This window comes from Gemmatimonas sp., assembly GCF_044344655.1.
Classification (GTDB): domain Bacteria; phylum Gemmatimonadota; class Gemmatimonadetes; order Gemmatimonadales; family Gemmatimonadaceae; genus Gemmatimonas.
In genome coordinates, this window is the sequence record NZ_JBIJCN010000015.1 from 1 (window position 1) to 15,126 (window position 15,126).

Annotated in this window: 15 protein-coding genes and 1 pseudogene; 5 read left to right on the forward strand and 11 right to left on the reverse strand. The window is 65.8% G+C overall.

The window, feature by feature from the left end; translation table 11 throughout:
• Positions 1 to 291, forward strand: a pseudogene (locus ACIQ51_RS06045) (carbon starvation protein A); the annotation flags it as partial.
• A 225-nt stretch (positions 292 to 516) separates the two neighbouring features.
• The gene (locus ACIQ51_RS06050; protein WP_396204122.1) at positions 517 to 762 is read left to right on the forward strand and encodes a YbdD/YjiX family protein; all 246 of its coding nucleotides are present in this window, start codon (positions 517 to 519) and stop codon (positions 760 to 762) included.
• Positions 763 to 907: 145 nt separating this feature from the next.
• On the opposite strand, the gene ACIQ51_RS06055 is transcribed toward ACIQ51_RS06050, so the two are convergent.
• The 11 genes from ACIQ51_RS06055 to ACIQ51_RS06105 form a co-directional block, all read right to left on the reverse strand.
• Entirely contained in the window at positions 908 to 2,278 is a 1,371-nt protein-coding gene (locus ACIQ51_RS06055; protein WP_396204123.1) for a galactokinase family protein, read from the reverse strand.
• 1 nt (position 2,279) lies between these two features.
• Complete coding sequence (locus ACIQ51_RS06060; protein ID WP_396204124.1) at positions 2,280 to 3,089, reverse strand: nucleotidyltransferase family protein; 810 nt, start codon at positions 3,087 to 3,089, stop codon at positions 2,280 to 2,282.
• Positions 3,090 to 3,121: 32 nt separating this feature from the next.
• Positions 3,122 to 4,513 (reverse strand): Gfo/Idh/MocA family protein, encoded by a 1,392-nt coding sequence (locus tag ACIQ51_RS06065; protein ID WP_396204125.1) that lies wholly within the window; start codon positions 4,511 to 4,513, stop codon positions 3,122 to 3,124.
• Positions 4,510 to 5,499: a sugar phosphate nucleotidyltransferase gene (locus ACIQ51_RS06070; RefSeq protein WP_396204126.1), complete on the reverse strand. Its 990-nt coding sequence runs from the start codon at positions 5,497 to 5,499 to the stop codon at positions 4,510 to 4,512. Before ACIQ51_RS06070 ends, ACIQ51_RS06065 begins: the two co-directional genes overlap by 4 nt.
• Before the next feature lie 135 nt (positions 5,500 to 5,634).
• Positions 5,635 to 6,012 carry a cupin domain-containing protein gene (locus tag ACIQ51_RS06075; RefSeq protein WP_396204127.1) on the reverse strand — a complete coding sequence of 126 codons (378 nt, stop codon included), beginning with the start codon at positions 6,010 to 6,012 and terminating at the stop codon, positions 5,635 to 5,637.
• Between the two features lie 274 nt (positions 6,013 to 6,286).
• Positions 6,287 to 6,844 (reverse strand): ATP synthase F1 subunit delta, encoded by a 558-nt coding sequence (atpH, locus tag ACIQ51_RS06080; RefSeq protein ID WP_396204128.1) that lies wholly within the window; start codon positions 6,842 to 6,844, stop codon positions 6,287 to 6,289.
• The gene (gene atpF, locus ACIQ51_RS06085) at positions 6,844 to 7,443 is read right to left on the reverse strand and encodes a F0F1 ATP synthase subunit B (protein WP_396204129.1); all 600 of its coding nucleotides are present in this window, start codon (positions 7,441 to 7,443) and stop codon (positions 6,844 to 6,846) included. Before atpF ends, atpH begins: the two co-directional genes overlap by 1 nt.
• Before the next feature lie 65 nt (positions 7,444 to 7,508).
• Positions 7,509 to 7,778, reverse strand: coding sequence for an ATP synthase F0 subunit C (gene atpE / locus ACIQ51_RS06090; protein ID WP_396204171.1), 270 nt, complete (start codon positions 7,776 to 7,778; stop codon positions 7,509 to 7,511).
• Positions 7,779 to 7,947: 169 nt separating this feature from the next.
• Entirely contained in the window at positions 7,948 to 8,916 is a 969-nt protein-coding gene (atpB, locus tag ACIQ51_RS06095; protein WP_396204130.1) for a F0F1 ATP synthase subunit A, read from the reverse strand.
• A gap of 18 nt (positions 8,917 to 8,934) precedes the next feature.
• Complete coding sequence (locus ACIQ51_RS06100) at positions 8,935 to 9,318, reverse strand: hypothetical protein (protein ID WP_396204131.1); 384 nt, start codon at positions 9,316 to 9,318, stop codon at positions 8,935 to 8,937.
• Between the two features lie 11 nt (positions 9,319 to 9,329).
• Complete coding sequence (locus tag ACIQ51_RS06105) at positions 9,330 to 9,608, reverse strand: AtpZ/AtpI family protein (protein WP_396204132.1); 279 nt, start codon at positions 9,606 to 9,608, stop codon at positions 9,330 to 9,332.
• Between the two features lie 350 nt (positions 9,609 to 9,958).
• Between ACIQ51_RS06105 and ACIQ51_RS06110 the strand changes: the two genes are divergently transcribed.
• From ACIQ51_RS06110 to ACIQ51_RS06120, 3 genes are all read left to right on the forward strand, one after another.
• Positions 9,959 to 10,330, forward strand: coding sequence for a BsuPI-related putative proteinase inhibitor (locus ACIQ51_RS06110; protein WP_396204133.1), 372 nt, complete (start codon positions 9,959 to 9,961; stop codon positions 10,328 to 10,330).
• A gap of 162 nt (positions 10,331 to 10,492) precedes the next feature.
• Positions 10,493 to 11,491, forward strand: coding sequence for an AAA family ATPase (locus tag ACIQ51_RS06115; RefSeq protein WP_396204134.1), 999 nt, complete (start codon positions 10,493 to 10,495; stop codon positions 11,489 to 11,491).
• Between the two features lie 316 nt (positions 11,492 to 11,807).
• A complete protein-coding gene (locus ACIQ51_RS06120) occupies positions 11,808 to 15,119 on the forward strand; it encodes an AAA family ATPase (RefSeq protein ID WP_396204135.1) in 3,312 nt (1,103 codons plus the stop codon).
• The last annotated feature ends 7 nt before the right edge of the window (positions 15,120 to 15,126 follow it).

Consider the following 15,126-nt stretch of genomic DNA (forward strand, 5'->3'; position numbering starts at 1 on the left):
CTCACCAAGATCTTCTCCGCCGATCCCAAACTGGGCTTCCTCTCGCACGCGGCGTTGCTCAAGACGCAGATCGCCGCCGGCACGCTGCCCGCCAACATCAAGAGCCTGGATGCGGCACAGCGGATGATCTTCAACGATCAGCTCGACGCTGGCGTGGCCGCCTTCTTTCTCGTCTCGGTGGTGGTGATTCTCGGCGCGTCGATCAAGGAGTGGGTGAGCATCACCAGCGGAAAGAAGGCCGCGGTGAGCAGCGAATCGCCCTTCGTCCGCACGCAGCTCTCGGGGATCTGACCACCCCGGGTACCGCCATGGCGAACGGGTGTCGACCGGCTTGGTTGGCACCCGTTCTGCGGTGTGGGGGGGCGATGCGCGCTCGCGCACAACGATGCCACAGGCGATCTTTCGTGCATGCGGGGAGCCTGCAATGGTTGGCGCGGTATGGCCCCACTCATTCCCCCAAGCCCGCGCTCCGCGGTATCACGGCTTCGTATCCCCACCGCCCCATTCCGTCACGCCATGACGCAATCCGCGCACACAGAAGAGCGTCGAGACCCGCCGGCTGCGCCCCGGAGCGCGCGCTGGCTGGCCGCCGTCCGACGCGTTGCCGCGGTGGTGCGCCGGATGATCGGCGTGCCTGACTACGAGACCTATCTCGCCCACATGCGGCGCGAGTACCCCGGGTGCACCCCGATGGACCTGCGCACCTTCGAGCGCGAGCGACTCACGGCCCGCTACAAGGCCACCGGCTCGCGATGCTGCTGAGCCACGCACTGCTCGCCGCCTGACGATCGAGGCAGCGCTTGGAGCGGCAACAGCAGGCGCCCACGCGGCCTTCGCCCGCGAGCAGGGCGGTTCCATGATGCCGCGGACGCCGTGATCGCACTCGCGGACATTGACCGCCCCCGCCCTACCCCTCGAGCAGCTCGAAGGCCGGTGGGCTCGGGTCGGTGGTGAAGAACAGCGATCGGTGTGCGGCGCTGTGGTGCGCGCGGACGTACCGGTCACGCCAGCGCCCCGCGAAGCGCTCGGCCTCGGCTTTGGGGATCATCGCCCACACGGCACCACCGAAGCCCGCACCAAAGGCACTGGCCGCCGTGGCACCGAGGTCACGCGCGTAGCGCTGCAGGTGCACCGTTTCGGCAATCTGGTTCTCGAGCGCACGCTCGGCACCCGCCTGCGAGAGATCGACGAGCCGCCCGAACGCCGTGAGGTCGCCCCGCTCAAGGGCAACCGCGGCCTGCGGCACGATCACGAACGTTTCGTCGAAAAACTGCCCGAGACGTCCCACGAGATGATTGGCCGTGAACTCGGCGTTCGCAGCGTGTTCGGCCACGGTGACCAGCGCCGGCGGGATCTCGTCGATCACCGACGCACCGGCAGCGGCGAAGAACGCATCACGCAGCGTGCGCACCTGTGGCCCCCCGCTCGCGTTCCACGCATCAACCAGCCGGTGCGCGGTGCGCGCGGCGCGATTGTAGCGCTCCTTCGCGGCACCCGTCTTGGCAGCGACCACGCCGCTAACCGCAACCACGAACGTGTGGGTGGCGGGCCAGGCGACCGACTGCTCGAAGGTGACCGGCGCCCACGAGAACACGTCGAGGCGCTGGCGCTCGCTGCAGAGGATGGCTGTTTGGTCCTGCGCGCCGCCCATGGTGCCCACGCCCTTCTCGCCGGACAACACGCCGTAGTCCTTGCCGTTCTCGATCGCTCCCACGTAGCCTGCGAGCGCAGGGCGATCTGTGAGCGCCTCCTGCCAGAGCGGATGGGACGGCAGGTCATACAGCGCGGCGAAGGCGAGCGTGAGTCCCACCGTGAGCGCACTCGAACTCGATACGCCTGCCGCCGGTGGCAGGTTGCTGGCCAGCGAAAAATCGGCGCCGCCGACCGCGGATCCGAAATTGCGCACGAGCCGATTGATGACCGTGCGCGGATAGATGGCCCAGGGCATCGACCCCTTCGCCGCAGTGTCGAGCGCCAGAGACAGCGCTTCGCGCCGACGCGCGTCACGCAGCACCACGTGCCGATCGTCGCGCGGACGTGCCACGATCACGATGCCGCGCTCCACGGTACACAGCAGCGAGCGACCACCGGCGTAGTCCACGTGCTTTCCCAGCACTTCGATGCGCCCTGGCACGATCCAGGCGCGCCGCCCCAGCGCGGGGACCTCCGCCTCATCAAGCGCCTCATGCGCATCCCGCAGCAAGCTGCGATACGCGTCGGCTACCATCGGTGGGAACTGGGCGTTGTCGAACGGCCGTCGTACGAGCAGATCGTTCACGTCAGGGCCGCGGCTCCATATCTCCCAGGTGCTCGGCCACCGTCGAAATGTCGGAGCGACGCGACAGGTCGAGCACCGGCGCCGCCAGTCGGATGGCGCGAACGGGGATACCCTCCAGGAGCGCCAGCGCGACCGCTTCAGGGAGTTCGTACTCCCCACGCGGCGACTTGGCCACACGCCGGCACGCACGTACCACCGCTGGCGTGATCGCCCACAGATTCATGCCGACCCAACGCGCGGCATCGCTGGCCAGATCCAGTGTATCGCCCGGCTTCTCAATGACACCACGCAACATGTCATCGCTCCCCACGTCGAGCACGGCAAACGCGCGCACCCGCTCGGGGTCCACGTTGCCACCCGTAACCAGTGCGTCCCGGTCGAAGGCCACCGTTCCGGCGCAGCCCTCGGCTGCCAGCAGGCGGTACGCCTCCACCGGGTAGTAGTTGTCGGCGTTGAGCACGAGGAAGGGGACCTCACCCACCACATCGGCGGCGGCGGTGACGGCGTTGGCAGTACCGAGCGGTTCCTCTTGCACGGCAAAGCGAAGGCGCACCCGCTGCGGCGGTGCCTCGTGCATGAAGTGCTGCCGCATCGCCTCGTGCTCGGGACCGATCACCAGCACGACCTCCTCGATGCCGGCGTCGGCGAGCGCCGAGACCACGTACTCGAGGAAGGGGCGCCTGATCGGGATCATGCCCTTCACTCCCGTCTCGGCAGCGGCCGCCTGCGTGGCATCGAGCGTGGCACCGGCCTCGGCACGCCGCATGCGCGTGCCCAAACCGCGGGCCATGATGACGGCCGTGCGAATCATGAGATCAGGCGTGAAGGGACACGAGTGGTCACTCAGCCAGCGGTCACCGCGGGCCCCTGCGGCGCCGTACTGCTGCGCCACGCGCCGCGCGTGAAGTCAGGGAATTTGACCGGCGCGCTACCCTTGCGGATCGACTGCTCGCACAACGCATAGGGGACACTCCACGCCGCCGCGTCATACACGTCGAAATCCGGCGCCAATCCCTCGCGCATGCACTGCACCAGGCGGTAGGCCATTACGAAGTCCATGCCACCGTGGCCGCCGTTCTTGCGCGCGAGATCACCGACCGCCTTCCAGAGCGGATGCTGGTACTTGTCCTTGAAGTCGGCGAACGGCGTCCACCGATGACCGCCGGCTTGGCCGTCGATATACAGGCGCGGCGGATAGTCGTTGAACGCCGCCTTGGAGCCCTGGAGGTTGTTGAGTCGCGAATACGGGCGAGGGCTCGTCACGTTGTGCTGCAGCAGGATCGTACGACCCTTGGCCGTCTTGATGAGCGACGTATTGACGTCACCCGCCTTGTAGCGCTCACTCCACTTGGCGCTGTCCTTGGGCTCGTGCTGCGCGCGCCACTCGGTGAGCCCGGCCTCCGGAGACGACATGCTGACGACGTACTCGAACCGGTCGCCGCGATGGATCCCGAGATACTGCGCCACCGGTCCCAGTCCGTGCGTGGGATAGAGGTTCGTGTCGTTCGTCGTGTGCGGAAACCGCCGCCAGAGCCCCTCGTCACGGTTTTCGAAGAGGATCTCGCGAAGGTCGTGATTGTAGGCGGCCTCGGCGTGCAGCAGCGTGCCGAACACTCCGTCGCGCACCATGCGCAGTACGGTGAGTTCGCTCTCGCCATAGCAGCAGTTCTCCATCATGAGACAGTGGCGCTTCGTCTTCTCCGACGTGTCCACCAGCGCCCACGCCTGCTCCACTGTCAGCGCGATAGGGACTTCGCTGCCGCAGTGTTTACCCGCCTGCATGGCCGCCATCATCACCGGGGTGTGCCACGGCCACGGAGTGGCCGTGTACACGAAATCGATGTCCTCACGCTGCACGAGGCGCTCGAAATCGCGCTCCCCCTGTGTAAACACGGCCGGGGCCTTGCGGCCTGCCTTGGTGCACATATCGACGGCCTTTTGCGCCTTCTCCGGTGCGATATCAGCGACGGCGGTGATCTCCACGCCCTCGATGGCGAGCAGTTCGCCCAGCACACTCCGTCCGCGCAGCCCGGTGCCAACGATGGCGACCCGGACCGTCTGATGCTTCTCGAACGGCACACCGAGCATGGTCCCGTTGCTGGCCGCCGTTGGCGCCATGAGATCCACGCGCCAGTCCGATGTGCTCGCCAACAGCTTGGCCGGAGTGGCCGTCAGAGCCGCGGCCGCGGCCGCAGCGGCACCTCCGAGAAGCTCGCGGCGTGATAGGTCGCTCATCCTTCCCCTCGAATTTCGGAGTGATCGCCAATGCTCATACTGCCGGAAACACCCTGGACCCTCACGTGATCGCCGAGAAAGGCATCATGCAGCGAGGCGTTTCTGATGGTCACCTGCAGCCCAGCGATCGTATCGCGCACGGTGGCGTTGCGCACCGTGCTGCCGGCGCCAAGTGACACATTGGGCCCCACGGTTGCATGCTCGATCACGCATCCGTCCTCGATGTAGACCGGGTCGATGACGGTGGCCCCGTCGCCAAGGGACGCCGGCACGCGTGCGCGCCCCTTCTCGAGCATCACCCGATTCGTGTCGAGCAGCGTGGAGAGCTGCCCCGCATCGTACCAGCCTTCCACATCGACCACTTTGAGCTTCGCACCCTTGTCGATCATGTACTGGAACGCATCGGTGAGATACCACTCGCCCTTGTGGGGCTGGGTGGTCAGCACGTGCGCGATGCCCTCGAGGAGCAGCTGCCAGTTCCGAATGTAATAGAGCCCGATGTTGGCACGCGTCGAGATGGGCTCCGTCGGCTTTTCCACGATGCGCGTCATGTGCCCGTTCCCGTCGGTCACGACGACACCGAACCGCTGGTAGTCCTCGACGTCCTTCGTCCAGATGATGCCATCATCCTGACTGTCCTTGATGATGCCCAGATCAGCATCAAAGATCGTATCGACGAAGATGATGAGAACGGGCGCGTCGATGTAGTCTTTCGCGCGCGCAACGGCTCCCGCGGTGCCGTCCTGCACATCCTGTTCGATGAACACGCTCGGCAGGTCGTACGCCGTGCGCGCAAAGGCCTCGACTTTCTCCTTGAGATGGCCGGTGATGTACACGACCTGATCGACATTGCCGAGCTTGCGCACATCGTCCATCACGTAACTCATGACCGGGCGGCCGGCAACCTTCAGCATCGGCTTGGGCACCACGTGCGTATGCGGACGCAGTCGGGTGCCTTTGCCGGCCAGCGGGATAATGACCTTCATAACGAGTACCGGGTGAGTGAGTACTGGGTCATGCGTGTGGTCGGACCTCCGCAAAATGCAGAACGGCGGCACCGCGTGGGAAGGGTACCGCCGTTGGAAACGCGAGATCTGATCGGCACAGGGCCCGCTCGCGCTTCAGGGCGCGTTGGTGCCTTCCCGACCGTAGCGATCCTTGATCCGCACGACATCATCGAGTTCGGGCGTACTCGCCTCGAGTACATCGCAGTCCGTGACCGCTTCCATATAGTGGATCGTTCCCGGCGTAATGCGGAAGGACTGCCCCGCCGAGAGGGCCTGATCGCGCAGCTCCGTATCGCCCGGCAGCTGCACCCAGTACTTCATGTCGCCGCTGAGCAGGTAGACCGTTTCGTCCTTGCGCTCGTGATACTGCACCGACAGCGCCTGCCCCGCCTTGATGTGGAGAATCTTGCCCACGTACCGGTCGGTGTGCGCCCAGATCGTTTCGTGCCCCCAGGGCTTGGGGACATGCCGGACTTCGATGCGGCCGCTCATCTGCATCTCCTCATTGCGGGCCCGTGCCCATCGGCACAGCGGGATCAGGGGGAGGTGGGGATCGCCAAACGTGACTGCAGCGTGGTGGAACTCTCCGCGTGTCCGAATGGACCGAACCGGGCGGCATCGCATGACGATACACCCCCGGGGGCCGTAACTGCACCGTCAACAGCCATCCCGCAGGATGGGCGACGCACCGCGGGGAGTGCGCCACCGTCCTGGTGAAGCACTCCCCGCGGTTGGTGTCACGTGGAACAACGCCGGCGGCCGTGGCTCAGGCGCGGCCGGTCCCCATACGGCGCCGGAGTTTCGCGAGCCTGCGACGCACCGAGCCGTCCATCACGGTATCCCCGATACGCACCACGATGCCACCCAGGATCGCCGCGTCGACCGACAGATGGGGCACGACCTTCTTGCCCACCACCTTCGACAGGCGCTCGGCAATCATCGCCGTTTCGTCATCACCCGCCACGCGCGCCACGGTGACCTTGGCGTGCACAATCCCTTCGGAGGCATCGAGCAGCGTGTCGTACTCGTCGGCGATCGTCGGGACAAGATCCTGCCGGCGGTTCTTGACGAGCTGCTGGAGGAAGCGCAGGAAGAGGCGCGGCACACGATCGCCGAGTGCCTTGGAGAGCACCTCCGACTTGGCCTCAGCCGCAATGCGCGGGGACTCGAGGAAGCGCTGCAGCGTCACATCCGTGCGAATGGCATTGGCCAGCTGACGCAGCATGTCACCCCAGCCCGCGGCGTCGTCGGCCTTGCGGGCGAGGGTGAGCAGCGCCTCGGCGTAGTTACGGGCGACCGATTCGCCCTGCACGCCGGCGGACATCAGCGAGCCGCCTTGCCGTCGAGCGATGAAAGGAAGCTCTCGACGATCTGCCGGTTGCCGGCCGAGTCGAGATTCTGCTCGATGACGCGCGAGGCGCCGGCGATCGCAAGATCGACCGCTTCGCGGCGCAGGTCGGCGATGGCCGCGGCCTTTTCGCCTTCGATGGAGCGACGCGCCTGCTCGATCATCTCTTCCTGCTGCTGCTTGGTCTGCGTCAACAGATCGCTGCGCATCTTCTCGGCGGTCGCGCGGCTCTCGGCGATGATCTGCTGCGCCTCGGCGCGCGAGGCCTCGAGCTGCGCGCGCTGCTGCGCGAGCGCGGCCTCGGTCTCGGCGCGATCACGCTTGGCCCCCTCGATCGCGTCGGTCAGTGCCTGCTCACGCGCCTCGACGGCGGCGAAAAGCGGCTTGAAGGCGAACTTCGAGAGCACGAACAGCAGCAGCACAAAGATGATCAGCGTCCACGCCATCACACCCGTGGAGGGCGCGAGGAGGTCCACCGGCGCGCCTTCAGCGGCGTCGGACGCCAGCGCGGGCGTGGCGGAGAGCATCAGGGCGGCAGCGAGCACGCCGGCGCGGCGGGCGAAAAGAGCGAACATGGAAGAGTCCACAAAGAGAGAAAGTGCGGCGGGGCGCCCACGTGGACGCCCCGCACGCGGACACATCAGAACGTGATCTTGCCCTGGATCTGGAAGCCGATCACGACGCCGAACAGCGCGGCGCCTTCGATGAGGGCGGCCAGGATCAGGGCGGCCGTCTGGATACGACCAGCGGCTTCCGGCTGACGCGCCATGCCTTCCACGGCCGAGCCACCGATGCGGCCGATGCCCATGCCGGCACCGATCACCGCACCGCCGGCCGCGAGGCCGGCACCGATCATCGCGAGGCCCTTCGGATCCTGAACGACCGGCGCAGCGGCCTGGAGGAGACCCATGATTTCCATCGTACAACTCCGTCTGAAAAAGTCGTGTGTGTACTGCGCTCCCGACGGACGCTCAGGTCCGCATGCCCGTCACCGAGCGCGATGGCTCAACGGGTATCGCCGGTCGCTCGACCGACTACACGATCCGCGGCCCGGGAGTGGGGCCGGGACCGTTCGACGCCTAGTGGTGCGCTTCCCGGATCTGCCCGATGAACACCGACGCCAGCAGTGTGAAGATGAATGCCTGCAGGAACGCCACGAACAGTTCGAGCATGCTGATCGCCGTGGCCATCAGCACCGGCACCGGGGTGATCAGCCAGTTCTTGAATGCGAAGATGAGGCCGATCAGCGCGAGCAGCACGATGTGTCCGGCCGTCATGTTGGCGAACAGACGGATCGTGAGGGCGAAGGGCTTCGAGATCTTGCCCACGATTTCGACCGGCGTCATGACGAAGAACATCACGATACGCATGACGAAGGGGAGATCCTTGTTCCAGTAGAAGATCGTGTTGAGGTAGCCGAGCCCATTGGCACGGATCCCCGAGATCTCCACCACCACGGCGGTGATGATGGCGAGCATCGCCGTCACCGACACGTTGCCGGTGGCCGTGGCGCCCCACGGCAACATGCCGAGGAGGTTGCAGACGAGGATGAAGAAGAAGAGCGTGAGCGCGAACGGGACGAAGCCTTCGCCGTGGTGCCCAACATTCGGCAGCACCACCTCATTGCGGAGGTACAACGCCGTGGCCTCGATCGCGCCCGCAAAGCCCGACGAGCGCCCCGTGGCGGCGTGCTGCTTCTTCGACGCATTGCCCGCGGTGATGAGCACCACCGCGACGATCAGCGCCGCGAGCATCATGAACACCACGTGCTTGGTCGGCGAGAGGTCGACCGCGATGCCACCGATGTTGACCGGGGCAAAATGCGGCAGCTCGATCTCGGCGGCGAGGTGCGAGTTGAGCGCCGGGATTTCGAGGTGACGGCTATCGGTGATGTGGGGCGTGATGAAGTCCACCGGCTTCTCCGACGCGGGAGCGGCGGCATGCTCGGTGGCCCCATGCTCCTGCGCGCTCACCGTGAGCGGCGCCACGGCAACGGTGGCCGTGGCGAGGAGGGCGGCACAAACGACACGTGACAACGAACGGAGCATCTGCTGCATCCGGGAGTATCAGTTCAGGAAGAGCGGCTCGACGAGCGTCGAGACGAAGTAGAACAGCACCAGCGAGATCAGCGCGGGGCCGGACACAAGCCCGAGCGCCTTGATACCGAGCAATGCCCAGAACGCAACGGACGCGAAGCGCAGGATCACGCCAAGCCCCCACCCCGCAATCACCTGCTGCCGCGCAACGAGTCGCGCGATCACGAAGGTGAAACTCTGCACGATGAACGCGAGCCAGGCACTCGCACGCACCGCGTCGGCGCCGGCCGCATCGGTCCAGACGAACCGTTGCATGACCAACATCGCAACCACGATGATCGTGCCCTGCGCGGCCGTGAAGCCGAGCACTGCACGACCCATCCCCATCGGCTGAGCGACCGAACCCGTCGGCATGGCGTTCCCCGTCATGATTTCGGTGTCGAGTCGTCGTTCCGCGAGTGCGAACCACGCGGCGCCGTGAGTTGCCGGTAGCTCAGATAGAAGCTGCCTCCCCCACCCAGCAGCACACCGCTCAACAGGAAGAACGGCGCGCAGTCGAGTCGGCGATCGAGCCAGTTGCCGACCCAGACGAAAAGCAGGATGGAGGCGAAAAACTGCGTTCCCAGACCGGCGAGGGCCCACGGCGACACGTCGTCGGCCGGTGGCTTGGAATCACGCGTCGGCTTTTCCGGGGATTCTGCCATTCGAGGGGGGAACCTAGACGCTTGTGAAATTTTTCGCAAGCGATCATCCTGACCGAAACCGAACAAATACCGGCATCTACGCCAACCCAGCGAAACCGTGGTACGATGGGCACTTAGCTGACGTGGCCGCTGTAAACTTGCGCTTGACAGTCCGGAGCGCCGTAGATAATGTAGCGGAGTACCGAAATGTGATGCCTGGTCGTCCAACTGCATGCAGGGTCAGGGTATCGGCCCCGCGGCATCGCTCCCCGACATTTCGCCCCCGTTCACGGATGCTTTCGCGCATCGCGGTTCCACTGTTGGCAGCAGCCGGGCTTGTGTTTGCGTGCGGTCCACGCACGCCGAGCCCGTTGGCCAACGCACGACCGAAAGCCGGGGCCGACAAGGGCATCACGTCGCACGTCATGGTCGACACGGCCAACGGGTCGGTGCGATTTGCCATCGAGGTAACCAACGACTCCCCCAAGCGGGTCGAGCTCCGGTTCCCCGACGGGCGCACCCACGACTTCTCGGTACTCACCAGCGACGGCCGCGAGGTGTGGCGTTGGAGCGAGGGCCGTCTCTTCACGCAGGGGATCCAGAACCGCCTGCTCGGCGCGCACGACTCCACCATCTACGACGAACGCTGGACGCCGCCCGCCCCAGGGCGCTACGTACTCGTGGCACAACTCCACAGCGAGACCCATCCCGTTCGGCAACGCGTGGAATTCGCCCTCCGCTGAGGGCGCGCTGTACCTTTCGACAGTGGTTCCGGCTGTGAGTACAACGGGCGCCCATCGGCGTCCGTTACTGTTTGCAGCAGCGACGCGCCGACCTTCCGTGGGCGTCGACTGTCGAGTGCGGACTCCGATCAACGGAGCCGTGAGACCTTTCAACCGCACCTTGTGACTCCGTCTCCCGACGTCACGTCGCCAGACGCGACCGATCTCGCGTTACTCGAGCGGCTCGCCGAGGCACGCACGCAGCTGTCTCAGCAGATCGCCCAGCGCATCGTGGGCCAGGCCCACGTGGTCGACGATCTCGTCACCGCGCTGCTCGCCGGCGGCCACGCCGTCCTCGTCGGTGTCCCCGGCCTCGCCAAGACCCTGCTCGTGCAAACCGTCGCGCAGGCCCTCGATCTGTCCTTCTCGCGGGTGCAGTTCACGCCCGACCTCATGCCGAGCGACATCACCGGCACGGAGCTGATGGAAGAGGAGCCGGGCACTGGCAAGCGCGCGTTTCGCTTTGCGCCGGGCCCGGTGTTCGGCAACATGGTCCTCGCCGACGAGATCAATCGCGCGCCGCCAAAGACTCAGGCGGCGCTGCTGCAAGCCATGCAGGAGCGCACGGTCACCGTGGCTGGCCGTACCTACGAGCTGCCGCGTCCCTTCTTCGTACTCGCCACGCAAAACCCGGTGGAGCAGGAAGGCACGTATCCGCTGCCGGAGGCGCAGCTCGACCGCTTCATGTTCGAGCTCAACATCGGGTATCCCACCCGTGAGGAGGAGGAGCAGATCGTGCGCTCCACCACCGGTGACACGCAGGGCAAGATCACTCCAGTGCTGGGCGGCGAGGAGCTGCTGCAATTGCAGCGGCTCGTGCGCCGACTGCCGGCACCGCCGAGTCTGGTTTCGTACGCCGTCTCTCTGGTGCGTAGCACGCGTCCGGATGCGCCTGAAGCCACGGCCAAGGTGAGGAAGTACGTGAGCTGGGGTGCTGGGCCGCGCGCGTCGCAGTATCTCGTACTCGGCGCGAAGGCGCGGGCGGCGATGGATGGTCGCGCCATGCCCGACATTGCCGACGTGAAGAGCGTAGCGAAGTCGGTGCTGCGGCACCGGCTCGTGGTGAACTTCCAGGCGGAAGCCGACGGTATCCCCACGGAATCGCTGATCGAGCTTCCCTGACGCGCGCCGCGGACGGCACCACATCGCGGCCGTCCGCATCCCGCCGTATCACACAACGGCGCTCGATTGGGCGCCGTTGTGCTTTCGGCCCTCACGCGGAGGGCACGAGGTCCGTTTTGCATCCGGATCGCCGTCGCGCGATCAGTGGCGACGGATTGCTCACCATGTTTTTGGAATGACGGCAAAATGACACAAGCACGAGACGTTGCTCCACGTTCGCGTAGCGCGTGGCCCCTGCTTGTCCCGAGGTTCTCCGATGTCCCGCCAGTGGCACCTGGTGTCATCGATCGTCTCGCCTCGTCGCCGGAGTACCGACGTGACGGCTCGCGTCGGTAGCCTGCCCGCCGCCGCGCCCGCCGGTGGCATACCGTCGGTCGCCGGGACGGAAGGGGCCCGACCGACCATTCGCGTACAGACGCTTGGCGCGGCACGCATTCTCGTCGGCGGGCAGCTGATTGGGCGGCACACCTCGCTGCTCTTCGTGCTCATGGTGCGTCTCGTGTACAGCTCCGGGATGTCAGTACGGCGTGCTGAGCTGTTGGACGAACTCTGGCCTGATCTCTCGCCGGTACGCCAGCGCGGCAATCTGCGGCAGGCACTCTACAAGTTGCGCGGCATGGGGATCGACGCGTCGATTCGCGGCGACATGGTGCATCTCGATCCCCTGCAGGTAGAGCCTCGGTTTGCCGTGAAACCGTCGTTGGAGTGTTTTGCGCAGGACATCATGCATGGCGCCGAACCATACGGCGTGTTTCTCCCCGGGTTCCTGCCCCCAACGGCGCAGCTCGGGGACTGGCTCGAGCAGACGCGCGAGGAGGTGCATGCCGATGTGCGCCGGGTACTGGTCGACGTGCTACGGCAGCGCCGTGACCGGGCTGACTGGAACGGGGCACAGATGATTGCGAAGTGGATCCTGCAGATCGATGCGCTGAACGAGGATGCTACGCTGGCGCTGGCCGAGTGCATTGCGGTGACCGGTTCGAAAGTGGAAGCGATTGCGGTGCTCGACCGATATCTCACGGAACTCGGGGCCAACGCCGGGGACATCAGGCTCCCGGCCACTCTATTGCGCAAGCGTTTCTCGGAGGCCGTGCCACGCCGGCGCTCGGTCGCGCTGGTGACGGACAGGTACTTCGTCGGGCGTGATCAGGAAATGAGCGACCTGACGCAGGCCATGCGACGTGCCCGGTGGCGCGATGGCAGCGCGGTGCTCCTTTACGGTCCTGCTGGCATCGGCAAGACGCATGTGGTGACGGAGCTTTCACGCATTGCGCAGCTGGACGGCAATCGGCACGTGCTACTTGAGTGCCGGGAGAGCATTGCAAAGCAACCGCTGGTCGCGCTGCTCGAGGCCCTGCCGGAGCTGCTGACGGCGCCGGGAGCGGCCGGATGTTCCCCGGAGAGTCTCACGGTCATCCGACAGCTTCTGGGGATGGCCGCTCACGGCGAGCAAGCCGCGGCGGTCTCGCCGGTGGTCTCGCCGGCCGTCGACGCCCAGACGGAGGAGCTCACGGCGAGTGAGCGCCTCGCACTGGCGAGGCGCACGATCCGCCCACAGTCCATCCGCCACGCCGTGGTGGACCTGATGGCATCGCTGAGCGACGAGCGCCCGATCTTTCTGCTCGTGGAGGACGCGCACTGGATCGACGACGCGTCGTGGGAGGTGCTCTCCGACATCATCCAGCGGGTGCAGGAAATGCGGGTGTGCCTGGTGCTCACCTCGCACTTCGCGACCGTTCGCGAGGAGCGGCCAGGGCGCATGCCGACGACGCTCGGCATTCGACGGCTGCCGCCGCTGCCGCTGCCGCACCTCCAGTACCTGGTGCAGGCGATCGCAGAGGAGCATTCGGCCGAAGTGCCCGCCGCCGTGGAGTCGTGGATCACCAGTGGGTGCGAGGGCTCACCGCTGATGCTGCGCGCGCTGCTGGAGCATTGGCTGGCGACTGGAGCAGCAAGTGGAGTGCCGCCCACGCTGCACTCCCTACTGGCGCAGCGCATCGATCGGCTCGATGCCACGGCCCAGCACACCCTCCAGGCGATTGGCCTCCTCTGGAAGTTCGCATCGCTCGATCGGATCAAGGTGGTCCTGGAACTCCCGATGCACGAACTGCTGCAGGCCCTCGAGCTGCTCGAGCTATCCGGCTGCTTGGACACGAGCCATGCGGCGCTGGTGATCACGCACGATCTGTTGCGCCAGGTCGCCATGCGGAAGATGTCGCCGCTCGTTGAGACGGCATTACGGACGACCATCGGCGGTGTGCTGGAGGCTGAGTATCGGTGCACGGAGGACAAGGCGATCCTGCTCGAGGCGCTGATGCACACGGAACGCAGCGACCGTCCGGACGTATTGTACCGCTTCATCGGAGAGCACGCGGCGGGGCTGTTGGAGAGTGGACGTCCGGCAGCGGTCTTGCGTTCGATTGGAACGTTGCAGGCGGCGGTGCCCTCGACACAGCGCGATGGGACCCTCCATCGCATGCAGGTCCATCTTGAATCGCAGAATGGGGCGTCAGGCAGAGCGCTGGCGATGCTTCCTGCCGGCATGGATTTGCCGGCAGATCCGACGACGCTCAGCACGAGCGCTCTTGACGAGCGGCTGGCGTTTATTGCCTGCGCATATCGGTCGGCGCCGTTCGCGGACCCCCGTGCGCTCTCACGATTTGCCGCATCCGTCGTCGGCCTCAAAAGTGCCCGCATCGAGCAGCGAATCCACGCGGCGCACACGGGCCTGACGATCGCATCCAACACCTGTGATCCCGAGATCGCCGATGCCTGTTACCGAGGGCTGGCCCTCTCCGAGCAGGAACTCCTGGAGAGCGAGCGCACCCAAGGGCTCGCATTGATCTATCACAGTGTCTTTGGATCCGTCGATGCCGCGGAGCGCCTCGCCCGCCACATCGTCGCACGCGCCAGGGAGGCCCGTCCGACGACGACGTTGGTGGTACAATGTGGCAGTGCCGGCTATGTCTTCCGCATGATTGGCAAGCATACACTCGCTTCCGAAGCACTCGTGCGTGCCAGAGAGCTCGCCTTTGAGGTTGAAGCGCCGCGCCTTGCGGAATACCCCGTTTGGCAACTGGCACACCTCGCCATTGAGACCGGTCGACCGTCCGATGCGGTCAGGTGGAGCAATGAGTTACGCACGTTGGCATCCGACAACGACGACGAGGCGGTAAACCGCTACGTGCACGGGCACTTTTGCCTGCTAGCGGTCACCTTGGGGGATCGCGTGGAGGCCGCCAGGCACCTCGATCAGTGCAAGAGACATCTGCCCAAGATCGCCCCGGTTCGCGCCATCGCGTACACCATGGCGCTCGACCTGGCCGTACGCCTGCTCGACCATCAGTGGCGGCCAAGCGAAACGCTGATTGATACCGCCATGACACACTTTGAGCAGACATCTCGGTATTGCGCCAGCGACCTGCTTGCATCCCGGCTCGGCGAATCGCTCATCAGATTAGACGGTCACGACCGCGCCTTTGACCTCCTGCATGAATACCTCCATGAGAGACGGCGGGAACGCTCTGCACCCTCCGCTTCCCTGCAGCGCGTGCTCGACAAGCTCAAGCTGCGAGCGCCCTCGCACCACGCGAATGTTGACGCCACGTCATGGCTCCCTTGCAGGTAAGCGCCAG

Excerpts from the sequence above, each read along its gene's own strand:
- ACIQ51_RS06070 (WP_396204126.1), bottom strand. The coding sequence starts at position 5,499 with ATGAAGGTCATTATCCCGCTGGCCGGCAAAGGCACCCGACTGCGTCCG.
- atpB (WP_396204130.1), bottom strand. The coding sequence starts at position 8,916 with ATGCTCCGTTCGTTGTCACGTGTCGTTTGTGCCGCCCTCCTCGCCACG.
- ACIQ51_RS06065 (WP_396204125.1), bottom strand. The coding sequence starts at position 4,513 with ATGAGCGACCTATCACGCCGCGAGCTTCTCGGAGGTGCCGCTGCGGCC.
- ACIQ51_RS06105 (WP_396204132.1), bottom strand. The coding sequence starts at position 9,608 with ATGGCAGAATCCCCGGAAAAGCCGACGCGTGATTCCAAGCCACCGGCC.
- ACIQ51_RS06075 (WP_396204127.1), bottom strand. The coding sequence starts at position 6,012 with ATGAGCGGCCGCATCGAAGTCCGGCATGTCCCCAAGCCCTGGGGGCAC.
- atpH (WP_396204128.1), bottom strand. The coding sequence starts at position 6,844 with ATGTCCGCCGGCGTGCAGGGCGAATCGGTCGCCCGTAACTACGCCGAG.
- atpE (WP_396204171.1), bottom strand. The coding sequence starts at position 7,778 with ATGGGTCTCCTCCAGGCCGCTGCGCCGGTCGTTCAGGATCCGAAGGGC.
- ACIQ51_RS06100 (WP_396204131.1), bottom strand. The coding sequence starts at position 9,318 with ATGCCGACGGGTTCGGTCGCTCAGCCGATGGGGATGGGTCGTGCAGTG.
- atpF (WP_396204129.1), bottom strand. The coding sequence starts at position 7,443 with ATGTTCGCTCTTTTCGCCCGCCGCGCCGGCGTGCTCGCTGCCGCCCTG.
- ACIQ51_RS06060 (WP_396204124.1), bottom strand. The coding sequence starts at position 3,089 with ATGATTCGCACGGCCGTCATCATGGCCCGCGGTTTGGGCACGCGCATG.
- ACIQ51_RS06050 (WP_396204122.1), top strand. The coding sequence starts at position 517 with ATGACGCAATCCGCGCACACAGAAGAGCGTCGAGACCCGCCGGCTGCG.